11 protein-coding genes are annotated in these 14,058 nt (G+C 40.8%); 7 read left to right on the top strand and 4 right to left on the bottom strand.

Annotated elements, in window-relative coordinates; translation table 11 throughout:
• The first annotated feature begins 2 nt into the window (after window positions 1-2).
• The 3 genes from ilvA to GQR93_RS12515 all read left to right on the top strand — a co-directional run bounded on the left by ilvA (window position 3) and on the right by GQR93_RS12515 (window position 4,523).
• Window positions 3-1,271 (top strand): threonine ammonia-lyase IlvA, encoded by a 1,269-nt coding sequence (gene ilvA / locus GQR93_RS12505; RefSeq protein WP_004466269.1) that lies wholly within the window; start codon window positions 3-5, stop codon window positions 1,269-1,271.
• A 466-nt stretch (window positions 1,272-1,737) separates the two neighbouring features.
• A complete protein-coding gene (ilvD, locus tag GQR93_RS12510) occupies window positions 1,738-3,480 on the top strand; it encodes a dihydroxy-acid dehydratase (protein WP_004466268.1) in 1,743 nt (580 codons plus the stop codon).
• 59 nt (window positions 3,481-3,539) lie between these two features.
• Window positions 3,540-4,523 (top strand): bile acid:sodium symporter family protein, encoded by a 984-nt coding sequence (locus GQR93_RS12515; protein ID WP_187117478.1) that lies wholly within the window; start codon window positions 3,540-3,542, stop codon window positions 4,521-4,523.
• 77 nt (window positions 4,524-4,600) lie between these two features.
• Here the strand turns inward: GQR93_RS12515 and GQR93_RS12520 are convergent, their stop codons facing one another.
• Window positions 4,601-5,620, bottom strand: a complete 1,020-nt coding sequence (locus GQR93_RS12520) for a lipoate--protein ligase (protein ID WP_004466264.1) — start codon at window positions 5,618-5,620, stop codon at window positions 4,601-4,603.
• Between the two features lie 145 nt (window positions 5,621-5,765).
• Here GQR93_RS12520 and GQR93_RS12525 point away from each other — a divergent pair, with 145 nt between their 5' ends.
• Together GQR93_RS12525 and GQR93_RS12530 are read left to right on the top strand one after the other, a co-directional pair.
• Window positions 5,766-6,143, top strand: coding sequence for a glycine cleavage system protein H (locus tag GQR93_RS12525; protein WP_003558680.1), 378 nt, complete (start codon window positions 5,766-5,768; stop codon window positions 6,141-6,143).
• An 85-nt stretch (window positions 6,144-6,228) separates the two neighbouring features.
• Window positions 6,229-6,462 carry a P8 family protein gene (locus tag GQR93_RS12530; RefSeq protein ID WP_003558678.1) on the top strand — a complete coding sequence of 78 codons (234 nt, stop codon included), beginning with the start codon at window positions 6,229-6,231 and terminating at the stop codon, window positions 6,460-6,462.
• Between the two features lie 43 nt (window positions 6,463-6,505).
• On the opposite strand, the gene GQR93_RS12535 is transcribed toward GQR93_RS12530, so the two are convergent.
• A complete protein-coding gene (locus tag GQR93_RS12535; protein ID WP_375711425.1) occupies window positions 6,506-6,832 on the bottom strand; it encodes a DUF7671 family protein in 327 nt (108 codons plus the stop codon).
• 98 nt (window positions 6,833-6,930) lie between these two features.
• Between GQR93_RS12535 and GQR93_RS12540 the strand changes: the two genes are divergently transcribed.
• A complete protein-coding gene (locus GQR93_RS12540) occupies window positions 6,931-7,770 on the top strand; it encodes a DegV family protein (RefSeq protein WP_004466260.1) in 840 nt (279 codons plus the stop codon).
• 113 nt (window positions 7,771-7,883) lie between these two features.
• Here GQR93_RS12540 and GQR93_RS12545 read toward each other — a convergent pair whose 3' ends face one another.
• Together GQR93_RS12545 and GQR93_RS12550 are read right to left on the bottom strand one after the other, a co-directional pair.
• Window positions 7,884-10,730: an MMPL family transporter gene (locus GQR93_RS12545; RefSeq protein WP_225430315.1), complete on the bottom strand. Its 2,847-nt coding sequence runs from the start codon at window positions 10,728-10,730 to the stop codon at window positions 7,884-7,886.
• Window positions 10,731-11,053: 323 nt separating this feature from the next.
• Window positions 11,054-12,049 carry a LacI family DNA-binding transcriptional regulator gene (locus GQR93_RS12550; protein WP_004466257.1) on the bottom strand — a complete coding sequence of 332 codons (996 nt, stop codon included), beginning with the start codon at window positions 12,047-12,049 and terminating at the stop codon, window positions 11,054-11,056.
• Window positions 12,050-12,244: 195 nt separating this feature from the next.
• Between GQR93_RS12550 and GQR93_RS12555 the strand changes: the two genes are divergently transcribed.
• Window positions 12,245-13,990: a phospho-sugar mutase gene (locus tag GQR93_RS12555; RefSeq protein ID WP_004466255.1), complete on the top strand. Its 1,746-nt coding sequence runs from the start codon at window positions 12,245-12,247 to the stop codon at window positions 13,988-13,990.
• Window positions 13,991-14,058: the final 68 nt, after the last annotated feature.

Consider the following 14,058-nt stretch of genomic DNA (forward strand, 5'->3'; position numbering starts at 1 on the left):
TTATGCAAACAAGAACCGTCAAACTAACAGAAACAGATGTGAAAAATGCGTATCAGGTGTTAAAGCCCATCGTCAAACATACCGCATTGGAGTATAGCCGCTATTTATCGGACCGTTATCATGCCAACGTGTATCTCAAACGGGAAGATCAACAACTGGTCCGCTCATTCAAGCTTCGAGGTGCCTATTACGCGATCTCTCAAACCCCTGAAGGAACCAGAAAAGCCGGTGTCGTTTGTGCAAGTGCCGGCAACCATGCCCAAGGCGTTGCATGGACCTGCAACAAAATGAAAATTCCCGCAACAATCTTCATGCCAACGACTACCCCCGCCCAAAAGGTCAATCAAGTCAGATACTTCGGCGGTGATTACGCCACCATCAAGTTAATTGGGGATACATTCGACGAATCGGCAAACGCGGCACTCACCTTCTGCCAAGATAACGGTCAGACTTTTATCGCCCCGTTCGATAATTTAAATACAATGGCAGGCCAGGGATCCATTGCGGTAGAAATATTTGAAGATGCCAAAAAACAAGGATTAACAATTGACAGCCTCTTTGCTGCAATCGGTGGCGGCGGCTTACTAAGCGGCATCAGTACATACGCCAAGTACACAAGTCCGAATACAGAAATTATTGGTGTTGAACCCAATGGTGCCGCCTCAATGAAAGCCGCCTTTGATGCTGGTAAGCCTGTTGAACTGGAGGCCCTTGACGCCTTTGTTGATGGCGCAGCTGTTAGAAAGGTCGGTGAGTTAACTTATGCAACCTGCCGGGCAAATGTTGATCGATTATGCCAGGTACCGGAAGGCCAGGTTTGCAACACGATTTTAGATCTTTACAGTAAAACCGCCATTGTTGCCGAACCCGCCGGTGCCCTGAGTGTTGCCGCGTTGGAAGCAAACAAAGATCGGTTGGTCGGCAAAACAGTCGTATGCGTCATTTCCGGAGGCAACAATGATATCAACCGAATGCAGGAAATTGAAGAACGCTCATTGCTCTATAATCAGCAGCAACACTACTTCATCGTTAATTTTGCACAACGAGCCGGTGCACTTCGCGAATTCGTTAGCCATGTCTTAAACCCCGATGACGACATCACGAAATTCGAATATACCAAGAAAGTCAATAGTACCATGGGGCCTTGTCTGATAGGTATTCGCTTGGGAAATGTTAATAATCTGGATCAGCTCCTAAAAAGAATTAAGCAGTTTGATCCCCACTACATCAATTTACAAGAAAACAAAACCCTATACCGCATGCTAGTGTAATGTTCTAATAATCATCAATCAGTTTCTCATAAAAAGGCACGGCAGTGAAATGATTAAATTCACTGCCGTGCCTTAGTTTTGTCAATTAATCACATCAGGCGAAATGCTTGACAATGAAAAATAAATGAGAATAAACGTAGGGGAATTCCCCTATTTTATCCAATCACTGTTTACAAGTGAGATTAATTATAATAAGCTTAATGCAATTCTTAGACAAGTGAAAGGAAATCCCAACAATGAAAAAAACGAATGCCTTATTATTACAAATTATTGTTCTCGTCGTGATTATTATTAGTTAGACGGGCTAATTTGTAATGAGCCCGTCTAACCAGGCGGGCGGCATTGGTGGATTTCAAGCCAAGAGCTGTTCAACACAGCTCTTGGCTTTTATTTTATCCCTATATCAAGTCAAGAATCAAATTTTGGTGTCAAACACACCACTACATATCAGAGAGGATGATAGTTAATGGCAAATACACTTGATTTTAACGCAGAAGGAGAAGGTATCCATAAACGATCCGACAAGATCAAAGTTGGTGTTGATGAAGCGCCCTCAAAAAGCTTACTTTACGCAACAGGCCGAGTAAAAAACGAACACGACATGAAGAAGCCGTTTATCGCAATTTGTAATTCCTATATTGAAATTGTGCCAGGCCACATTCATTTACGCGCGTTAGCCGATGTTGCCAAACGAGCCATTCGTGAAGCCGGTGGCATCCCATTTGAATTCAATACAATTGGGGTTGATGACGGTATCGCAATGGGACACGTTGGTATGCGTTACTCCCTTCCAAGTCGAGAGATTATCGCCGACTCAGCAGAAACTGTTATTAACGCCCATTGGTTTGACGGTGTTTTGTTCATGCCAAACTGTGACAAAATCACACCCGGGATGTTAATGGCGGCTGCCCGAACGAATGTCCCATCAGTCTTTGTTTCTGGCGGTCCTATGAGAGCCGGTGTTGATCCCAAAGGCCGTGCGACAACACTGTCAACCATGTTTGAAGCCGTTGGTGCTTTCAAAAGTGGCAAGCTTTCAAAGAAAAACCTGCTGGAATATGAAAAGAATGCCTGTCCCGGTTGTGGTTCATGTGCCGGTATGTTTACCGCCAATTCCATGAATTCCCTAATGGAAGCCTTGGGAGTTGCACTTCCATATAACGGAACCGCATTAGCCGATTCCGAAGAACGAAAGGAACTCGTTCGAAAAGCCGCAAAACAGGTCATGTACATGGTTAAAAATGATATCAAGCCTCGCGACTTAATGACCAAAGAAGCATTCGATGATGCTTACGCGCTTGATATGGCAATGGGTGGTTCAACCAATACCATTCTTCATGGATTAGCGATCGCTCACGAAGCCGGTATCAAATATAACTTGGACGATATCAACAAGATCAGCCGAAAAGTTCCGTACTTAGCTAAAATCGCACCATCTTCTCACTGGACCATGCAAGATGTTCATGCTGCCGGTGGGATTCCAGCCATCTTAAACGAATTAATTGAAAAGGGTGGCATTTTACATCCTGATCGAATGACCGTTACCGGAAAAACCTTGCGTGAAAACGTTGAAGGTGCTAAAACCAAGAATCCGGAAGTTATTCATACCGTTGATAACGCCTACTCCAACGTTGGCGGACTATCAGTTCTTCACGGCAATCTGGCCCAAGACGGCGCCGTTATCAAGGTTGGTGGGGTTGATCCTGACATTCGTGATAAAGGCAAGTTTGTCGGTAAAGCAATTTGCTACGATTCACATGATGAAGCCGTTCATGGGATCGATTCAGGCGAAGTTCAGCCAGGTCACGTTGTTGTCATTCGCTTTGAAGGCCCCAAGGGTGGTCCTGGTATGCCGGAAATGTTGAACCCAACTTCAAGTATCGTTGGCCGTGGTTTGGGTCGAGACGTTGGTTTAATCACTGATGGCCGTTTCTCAGGTGCTACTCGGGGGATCGCCGTTGGTCACATTTCACCGGAAGCTGCCGAGGGTGGTAATATTGCTCTGGTTAAAAACGGTGACACAATCACCATCGACTTAAAGAACCACGACATTTCAGTTGACGTTTCAGATGAGGAACTTGCTGAACGTCGAACTCACTTACCTAAGTTCGAGCCAAAAGTTCGTTCAGGTTACTTGGCCCGTTATCAAGCCTTGGTTACTTCAGCAAATACCGGTGGTGTTATGAAAGGTTACGACGAATTATTTTAAGCGCCTATTAATATAGTAGAGAAAACTTTTAGAGAATTGAACTTTTTGGAGGAATGCTTATGCAAACTGTATCTAAAATTGGTAACTGGATGAGTAAGTGGTTTACGTTACTCGTTATCTTATGGGCCGCCGTTAATTATTTCTTACCACAAGCGAGCTTATGGATCGCACCTAATACGTCCTATCTTTTAGGAATCATTTTGTTTGGAATGGGGCTCACTTTAAGCAAAGATGACTTCGCAAGAATTTTCAAACGACCGGTTCCAGTTATTCTCGGGACTGTTGCTCATTATGTAATCATGCCATTTATCGCCTTTCTACTTTGCCAAATTTTCCATTTAACCGGTGCAACTGCCGTTGGTGTCATTCTGGTAGGTTCCTGCCCAAGCGGAACGTCATCAAGTGTGATGGCCTATCTGGCAAAGGGTGATGTGGCGCTTGATGTTTCGATCGAAGCTCTTTCGACATTATTAGCACCAATCATGCTGCCGCTAATGCTACAATTCTACGCTGGCCGGTACGTTGCAATCCCGACAACGCAATTATTCCTGAGTACTTTAAAAATCGTTGTTATCCCCATCATCCTAGGGGTTGTTGTTCACACACTCTTCAGCAAGCAAGCCGCCAAAGTAAATATGATTCTGCCGCTTATTTCACAGTTAGCAATTCTTGCCATTGTCGGTGCCGTATTTGCAGCTAACCACGATGATTTATTCACCGCCCAAACCGCTCTGGTTATCCCGGTGGTTATGCTTCACAACTTGAGTGGATACGCACTTGGCTACCTGTTTGGCCACTTGATTCGATTGCATCAGCCACAACGAAAAGCCATTACTTTCGAAGTTGGCATGCAGGATTCAAGTCTTGGTGCAACTTTAGCCATGAAGTACTTCGTTCCAGCTGCTGCTATTCCATCGACCATCTTCTCGATCTGGCACAACGTTTCCGGTTCTGTTCTCTCCTCGTGGTGGCGTCAACACACAACCGAATCCGTCAAAGAATCGATTCGTGCAACTGCCTCAAATAACGTTCCCAATAACTGATGTTTAAAAGATTAACTATATAATAGTAGAAAAAGATCATTTCCGAAAAAATAATCCGGAAATGATCTTTTCTATGTTCACTTCTCTTCAAAACTTTTATCCAAGAATTCAGCAAGTGCGTCATTATCAATATTATTAATGTTTCCCCTTTTAATAGCCTTTTTTATCGTTCTCGAAGACATTTTTCTTCCGATTAAATATTGTTCTACTTCGTTTAAATCACCGTCGACTTTAAAAAACGGATTGAATTTAAGGTGTACCATTTTACCATCCGTAATGGTCCAATTAATACCCATTTTTCCGGCCGCAAAGAGCTGATCTTGATAATCATAATAGCCCGGATTATGACCAAAGTTCCATTCATCAGTTCCATAAGTCTCTGCCAAACGTTGATCGGCCTTTTTCCAATCCTCGTCAGTCATATGGTAAGTTTCAATATCATCTAATGACTTGACTTGAAACATTTCCTTCAGCAAATAAGCTCGAAATTCCGCCATTGTCATGCCATCAGGTAAATAATCCTTCAAATTGACAATTGGACTTCGTTTGGAAAGAACGCCCAAACGTTTTTGCTTTTCAATTTGATTCTCAGTCAAAACCTTCTTGGCATTTTCAATATTCAAATCATACATAATCGTGCCACCTGCAGCAATGCCCTTACCGCTTTTAAACATTGTCATCCCGGACCATTTCTTACCATCCAGAATCAGATCACTACTATTGGGCTTCATTTTAACATCAATGCCAAGCTTTTGAAGTGCCTTCAAAACCGGTTCAGCAAAATGACCGTAATCGCCAAAGTCAGAAACATCATCAACGAGAATATTTTCAAAAATAAAGTTTCCCATATCATGATAAACAGCACCGCCACCGGATGTTCGCCGAACCAATTCAATATCATGTTCATGTAGATAATCAACGTCAACTTCCGCCCATACATTTTGATTTCGACCGATGATCACCGAGGGTTTGTTAATATAAAACATTAGTCCATGCCCCGGCAGCTTTAAATCATTCACAAAATAATTGTCCAAAGATTGGTTGACTCTGGCATCATAACTTGGTTGACCATTTCTGGAAATATCGATAAGATACATGAAACATTCCTCCCCATCTGCATTTATGTAATAACATCAATTAAGCTTTATCAAATAGCCTTATACTCCGGGTGTAACCGCTTTGTTTCGCACACTGATAATTATACGTTATAATTAAGATAAATAATATCGAGGCGGTGTCATTATGGCTAAAATTTCATTCTGGATGCGAATTAAAAACTTTTTTACCGGCAAAAAGCAACCAACCTTGTCTGATGTACAGGTAAAAGATGGTATTTGGTATGCCAAGCAAAGTGATGGCAATTATTTGTTGGGAATTGACGAGTCAGTTTATCAACTAATGGGCAAGATTACATTTGCTGACTTTCCAACCCAACTCAAGGACATTCAAGTTGATGACGATCTTTTAGATATTGAGGGCGACAAATCAGTCGAAACATTAAAATCTCCCATTGCCGGAACCGTCATTGAACAAAATGCCGATATCGGAAAAAACATCGACACACTGAATGAACCCAATCCACAAGTTAACTGGATCGTAAAAGTAAAGCCATTATCATAAAACGTGATTTATTGAAACAATTTTTGTGCCAAATTTCAAATTTGAACTATAATGGGTATAGATACAAATAAGGAGGTAGTTATCTATGGCAGAAGATATTGAAGAAGAACCAGGTGCAGAATCCCCATTACTTAACAAAAAAATGAGTGAGGCTTTCGACTGGAGCGATAGTAAACTTCCAGTACGAGATGCTTTATGGGATTATTACATGGAGAACAACGATCACGATACCATGAAGACTGGTAAAGACATGGAAAAATACATGGACATGTCTTCCGATGATCTAAAAGCAGAAGCTGAAAAGTTACTCAAAAAGTAATTCTTGACGCTTTTCTAACAAAAACAGCTCGGCACATATGGTGTCAAGCTGTTTTTGTATCTTTAAGTTCACTTTGAGCTTCATTTAAAACACTGTCTGAAACGAACTCAGTGGTAAACCGCTGTAATGGTGTAAATGTATGCCGGTCTTTAAAAGCTACAGGAATGGCCTTTACAATCACAACCATCATATTATTTTCAGTCATAAAAATCTGACCGAGTTTTTTAAACTTTCCCTTGGTATGTTTACCCGTTCGCCAACTATGGAGTTTGAAATGACCATTTTCATCGTATTTTATTTTATAATGACCAGAGTCATCCGTTTCCAGTGGTGCACCAATATATTGATTAACCTCATACTTGCCCTTCATCAAACCCATCCTTCCAATCAAATTATTTATCAAAATCGGTTAATAATGGTATCTTAAAGTTATAAAGAATAAATTGTATCATACAAAGAGGTGATCTTATGCATAACATCAAAATTGTGACTGATTCAGCAGCTCACTTATCTCCTAATGATATCAATCACTATCATATCACAGTCATGAACTCCCCTATCCTCATTAACGGAAAAGTTTTTGGCTATGTTAACAAAATCAGTAGTGAAAAATTCATGCAAATGTTTGATGATGATGGAAGAGCACCGATAATCGGTGAAATTAGTGTTGAAGCCTTAACGCATACTTATGATGAACTTGGTGCCGATGGTAGTCAAATACTCTCAATTCACTTAAGTGACACCCTTTCAAATACCTATAAGAATGCTAAATCAGCTGCTGCAAAATCCACAAGTCAGGTCACCGTCATTAACAGTAGAGTAACAGCAGCAGGATTAGCATATCAAGTCATGACCGCCGCAGAGGCCATCGCCAAGGGTCAACGTATGATTGATGTTTTAGCATCAATGGAACAGGTGCGTGATAAAACAAAAATCTTCTTTTCTGCACCTAATAATTCTCAACTGGTTAACAGACGTGTCATCGGAAAAATCAGAGGAACAATTGAAAAAAGATTAAACGTCTCTTACGTAATTGAGTTTAAAAATAATGATTTTTCATTTGTCACACGAAGCCGACAAGATGAACTTGTTAATCAATTTTGGCATGATCAATTAACCATCATGCATCACGAACCGATCGTTCAACTATCTATCCTTCATTCCGGTAATCCTGATCGGGCAAATTTCCTTTACCAAATGTTAAGTAAAGAATTTCCTTTCGTTCCGATTTCAAAGATTCCAACTAATCCTGAAATGGCTTGCTTTATTGGAAATGAAGCAACTGGGGTGACTTATCTATTAGGGTAGAACCATTTACTTTAAACGGGCCAAGCAATTTCATAACCACCAGAAATAAAATAAAAATGTGGATTAGAAAGCATCGATGCTTTCTAATCCACGTTTTTTATTTTGAAGTTACCTTATTTTTCACTTTTGGAATCGGTCCGTCGATGCCTAAATCTAAGTTGTTTAAAATTAAATCCTTCATAGGTTAATCTCATCAACCCAGGCATAATTGATGGTACAACAATACCAAAGATAATTAATCCGAAAATAACGGCAATGGCAACCTGAATTAACGTCAATACACCTGATGACATCAATGAAGCAAAGATGACACTAATCACAACAATGGCAAAAATAACCACCGTTCCAATTAAAATCGATGCATTAATCATTCGTTCCGCAGATTTACCTTTTCCATCCGTCTGCTTGTATTTCATTAAAAGGTAAATACTATAATCAACGCCAAATGCCAGTAACATCATGAACGTTAGGAATGGCATGTTTGCTGTCAACCATTTCTGTCCCAAGAATTGAGCACTAAACCATTTTGTAAATCCAAGTGACATCAGATAGGTTATTCCCAGCGATCCAACCAAATAAACTGGTTGCAGAATCGAGCCTGCAACAATCATCAAGATTAACGCAGCGGCTATACTCAACAGGATAGCAACTCGTTTAAAGCTGGTACGGGCTGCCTGTTGGTTATCGACAACCATTGAGTTGTAACCACCGACTGCAACTGTAGCACCCTTCAGTTGAGTGCCTCTCAAATCATAATTGACCTGATTCTCTAAATCCTGAACCAGTTCAATTGATTTCTTTGATCCTGGCGTCGCATTCAAGACAACATCAAGTCGGGTTGTTTTTTCGTTAGTGGACAAATATTCCCCGATTAATGTCTTAAAGTAGTCCGCATTAATCACGTTATCCGGAATATAAATGGTGTTTCCAACCGATGATTTAGCCAAGGCTTTTAAGAAGTTATTTGAATTAGTTAACGAGTTATTGAGGTTATCCAAGGTTGAAGCATATCCACGAACCTGATTCTGGACGTTCTGAAGTTCAGATTTAAATGAATTGGTGCTTGAATTAATGGAGTCGGTTTTAAGACCGATACCGGATAACGCACTGTTCATTTGCGTCTGCTGCTGTTGATCGTTAAGTGCCCGACTTAACGCCTCGGTCACAACAGTCCGCTGCATGCTCGTCAACCGTCTCCTGTGTTCACTTCTTAACTTCTGTTGAAGCTCATCGACCATTTGAGCAGGCGTCGCAAAAACCCCACTATTATTGAACTCATTTTGAATAGTTGAAACCATTGACGTAATTGACTGAGCATCGCCAGTGACTGAATCCAAGCCATCTGTTTGAATCGAGGTACTCTTCAGCTTCTTGGACGTATCACTCATCCCGCTTGAAACAGCATCATTATCTCCGGTCAACGTATTTAACTGCTGATTAACATAGAGTTGTTTCAATGGTTGGCCATGAGGTTCCGTAGCCGAATTTACGCTATGAATACCTTTTTGATCCCTGAGCGGCCTGGTGATTGTTTCAATCTGTTGTAAATCGGTTTGATCACGTAAGCTGTGGTCAGATTTGATATAGATTGACACCGGCGCATTCATTCCGTTGGCGTAGTGTTGATTCACGATTTGGTAACCCTTTTTGGATGGGTATTTCAGAGTAATTTCAGCTGCATCATTATGATTTAAATGCTTCTGGTTTAGAAAAACAAATGGCGTTGCCACAATTAATGCAATGATCAATGCAATTAATGGATGAGCGGCCGACTTTGTTGAAAGAAAGCCCCATGAACGACTGTAGTTGTGGGCTTCCAAGTTAGAAGACGGCCAAAAGATAGTTTCTCCCATGAAGAATAGGAAGAAAGGCGTGAACGACATTAAAACAAGTAATAAAACCAAGATGCCAATTGCCACACCTACCAAGGATTCATACAACGAATAGTTGGCAAACCCCAGTAAGCTGAAAAGAACAATCAGCGTTAAGCTTGAAATCAAAATCGTTTTGCCGGCGTTTCTTCGAGCAGCCAGTGTTGCTTCCAACTGGTCTTTTCCTGCACGAAGCTGCTTTTTAAACTCATTAATTAATAAGATACTGAAGTCGGTCCCAAGGCCCAGCAACAAGATGAGCATTGAAATCTGAGTAAAGTTTGAAAACGGGAAGTGGTAACGAGAAACCAAATTCAGAACAATTGCGAGTGAAATAATATACGCGATACCAGTTGAAATCAGGGAAACAAGCGGAATAAGCAAGGATCGGAACAAGAGAATTAACACAAGTAGAATAATGACAATTGCAATTATTTCAGTTTTCCCCAGCCCTGCTTCAGTCGCGTGCTGAGTATCATTGATGAGACTGTCGGGGCTGGTTATGTACGTTTTAACGCTTGCAGTACGAACAGCCGCCTTCAACTTGGTATCCATCTGACGCACAGTTAAATCCCGTTTACCGACATTTAACTGTGCGATCATTGTGGTACCGTCTTTGGAGTTCAACTCCGCTGAAACCGACGGATCATTATTTAACATTGCGTCTGATCCGGATGAGGCTGCACTACTTTGCGAAGAACTCGGAGCAGCCGCCGTACTTTGGGCATTTGACGGCTGGCTAACGGCCGCGGCCGAATCAACGCTTGGCTTAACAATGTTCTTAATATCAAATTGGTCTTTCTTATTCTCAAGCGTTGTTAACGTTGTATTAATTTGATTTCGCTGAATATCATTTAATTTTGCCTTGCCGTTACTAAAAACAACCAAAACCTGTCGTGTGTGACTAAGCTTAGGTCCCCAATTATTCTTGAGTGTGTTTGCCACTTGACTTTGGGCAGATTTAGGCAGGCTTGTCTGACCATGACTGGCTACTAAATTAAATGAGTTGGGCATCATAAAAATAGCTGCAATTGCAACAACTACCCAAGCGATGATGACACCGATGTATTTTTTGAAGAACTTATTCATGTTTTTCTCCTTATCTTCCCATATATTCATATTCCATGATAACCGTAAGCGATTCCCCCAACGGTATCATTGGTAAAGAGTTTTCTATTATATGTAAAAACCATAACGCAATCTATAACAAATTCATCACCATCGCGCAGGTTAAATTGCAGATGCGTCGTCGTGCTATGTGCAACACCGGCAAAAATTAGTGATAGTCATACATATATAAATTATAATTGTAATAATCAATAAGTCAATGATAGATGTAGCCTAAGTGCCGATATAACAACAAAAAACGCGCCTTGAAATAAATTGAACAATCATTTCAAAACGTGTTATAGTTACAAGCTTGATTCTCGTTTAATGAGTCGGTTTCCAACAATCACTTTTTGAGGTGTATGATGATCATCATCGTCATCCTCAATCGTATCAACAAGTGAAACGGCCACTTCCCCCATTTTCCCCGTATCAACTTTTACGGAACTTAACGAAGGAATGACATATTTGGCAACTGCCGTGTCGTTAAAACTAACAACACTGACATCTTCTGGAACGTTCACCTTATTTTCATGAAACGCCTTTAATGCGCCGACCGCCATTGCATCGTTGGCAACATACAGTGCATTGGGGAAATCCTTGCGATTGGTTTTCAATGCATTGTTCACCAAGTCAAACGCCGACTGCATGGTAAAATCACCAACAAACACATTAGCCGGGTCGTAAAGTGATTGGTTTTCCAAATAATCTTTAAAAACATCGAATCGCGGATCAACAATTTTTAATTTGTGATCGCTCGAATATTCCACTCCGGATAGCATACCTATTCGCTTTAAACCACTCTCAATAAAATATGTCAAAACTGATTCAGTCGAATTATCAAAATCGGTCACAACACAATCATAGCCCTTGGCTAAGGTATCAAAATCCACAAATATGACATTGGCAGTTACTTTTAACATCGCCTTAATTTGAGCATCACTAAATTTACCAATGGCAACAATCGCTTTTACATCTTTGATTTTTGATAATGAATCGTTGGCAAAAAAACGATGAACTTTATAATGAAGCCGCTCAGCTCGCTTCTCAGCCCCCATTCTAATAGATAGATAATACAAATCATCTAATTCCTGTTGCTCGGTATACCATTGAACAATTGCAATATTATCTTTTATATTGCCGGCCTTTTTCTTTTTAGTATAGGCCAGATCTTCAGCGACCCTGAATATTTTCTTTCTTGTCGTGTCACTCACTGAAAGTGTCTTATCATAATTTAAAACCCGCGAAACGGTCGTAATCGACACGCCTGCTTTTTTAGCAATATCTTTAATTGTCGCCAAAAATAATCCACCTCTAATTTCTAAAAATTTTACTTATAAATGATCTTTAGCTAGTTTACTAAAATAAATATATTTTGTTTTACTTGATAAGTCAAGGATGTTGCGACATATTAGTGTTTCTGGCTAGTAAACATGTTGACGAGAAGCTCGTAAATTTCTATAATGAAGCTGAACTAATAAAGGGAGGTCCATCTCGTGAACGACAATATTGAACACGCTTATCAAGAATGGTCTAAACAGCCAAACTTACCAGAAAACATTGTACTTGATCTAAAACAATTAAAAAACGACCCCGATAAACAAGAAGATGCATTCGGCACATTCCTTTCATTTGGAACTGCCGGCATGCGGGGCATCATGGGTGCCGGAACAAATCGAATGAACATTTATACGGTCCGTCAAGCCGCTGAAGGACTCGCTTCGTTTATGGACACGCTGGATGAAGCCACCAGAAAGCGCGGCGTTGCGATTAGTTTTGACTCCCGTTATCATTCAAAAGAATTTGCTCATGAATCTGCTAAAGTATTGGGATACCACGATATTCCAACTTTCGTGTTTGATGATATTCGGCCAACACCGGAATTGTCATTTGCAGTTCGTCACTTACACACCTATGCCGGTATCATGATTACCGCAAGCCATAATCCTAAACAGTATAACGGCTTTAAAATCTATGGTGAAGATGGTGGTCAAATGCCGCCTAAGGAATCTGATTTAATCACTTCTTATATTAGAAAAAACAGCGACCTGTTTGCCATTCATGTTAAACCGGAACAGGCATTACGCGAAGCCAAAATCATGAACCTGATTGGTGAAGATGTTGATATCGATTACCTCGACAATGTTAAAACAGTCAACATTGATCACAACTTGATCAACACTGTCGGTAAGGACATGAAGTTTGTTTATTCACCACTTCATGGAACCGGTAAAGTCATCGCACGGCGGGCACTTGAAGAAGCCGGTTTTAGCAACTATGTTGTTGTTCCCGAACAAACAATTGCCGATCCCGAATTCCCGACAACCCCATTTCCAAACCCTGAATTCCCACAAGCTTTTGATTTAGCCAGAAAGCTGGGTAAAAAGGTTTCCGCTGACGTCTTGATTGCCAGCGATCCGGATGCTGATCGATTGGGAGCAGCTGTTCGACAACCCGATGGCAGTTATCAATTATTAAGTGGTAATCAAATTGCCAGTGTATTACTCAATTATATCCTATCTGCCCAGAAAAAGGCGGGTTCATTGCCAGATAATGGCACAATTGTCAAATCAATTGTCTCGACGGATTTAGCCGTTAAAATCGCAGCGGACTATGGTGTCGCAACCAATAACGTTTTAACCGGCTTCAAATTTATTGCCGAAGCCATTCATCATTATGAGACCAAGCATGACCATACTTTTCTGTTTGGGTTCGAAGAAAGCTTTGGTTACCTGATCAAGCCATTTGTTCGCGACAAAGATGCCATTCAGACCGTTTTGTTATTGGCTGAAGTTGCTGCTTATTACAAGAGTCAGGGCAAGACCTTATATGACGGTGTTCAGGAAATGTTCAAGAAGTACGGCTATTACGCTGAAAAGACTATCGCCAAGGAATTTGACGGTCTTGACGGTAAGGACAAGATGGCTCACATCATGTCTGAACTTCGCGACAATCCACTAACCGAATTCAACGGTCATAAAGTTATCAGCCATGCCGACTACGCTAGCTCTACCCTAACTGATAGAGATGGTCAACAGAAGCCAATTGACCTGCCGAAATCCAACGTTCTTAAGTATTGGCTGGATGATGAGACCTGGCTGGCTGTTCGACCTTCCGGGACCGAACCAAAAGTGAAGTTCTATTTGGAAGTTGTCGATAAGAATCAGGAAGCTGTCGATGCCAAGCTGGCTAGTGACGTTGATGCCTTGGACAAAGTGATTGAACAACTGGTTAAAAACTAATCAGTCATTTTAAAAATAAAATCTTATAAATCAGCACATTCTTGATTTTAATTTTGATTATCTTCAAG

This window comes from Lentilactobacillus hilgardii (assembly GCF_009832765.1).
Taxonomy (GTDB): Bacteria; Bacillota; Bacilli; order Lactobacillales; family Lactobacillaceae; genus Lentilactobacillus; species Lentilactobacillus hilgardii.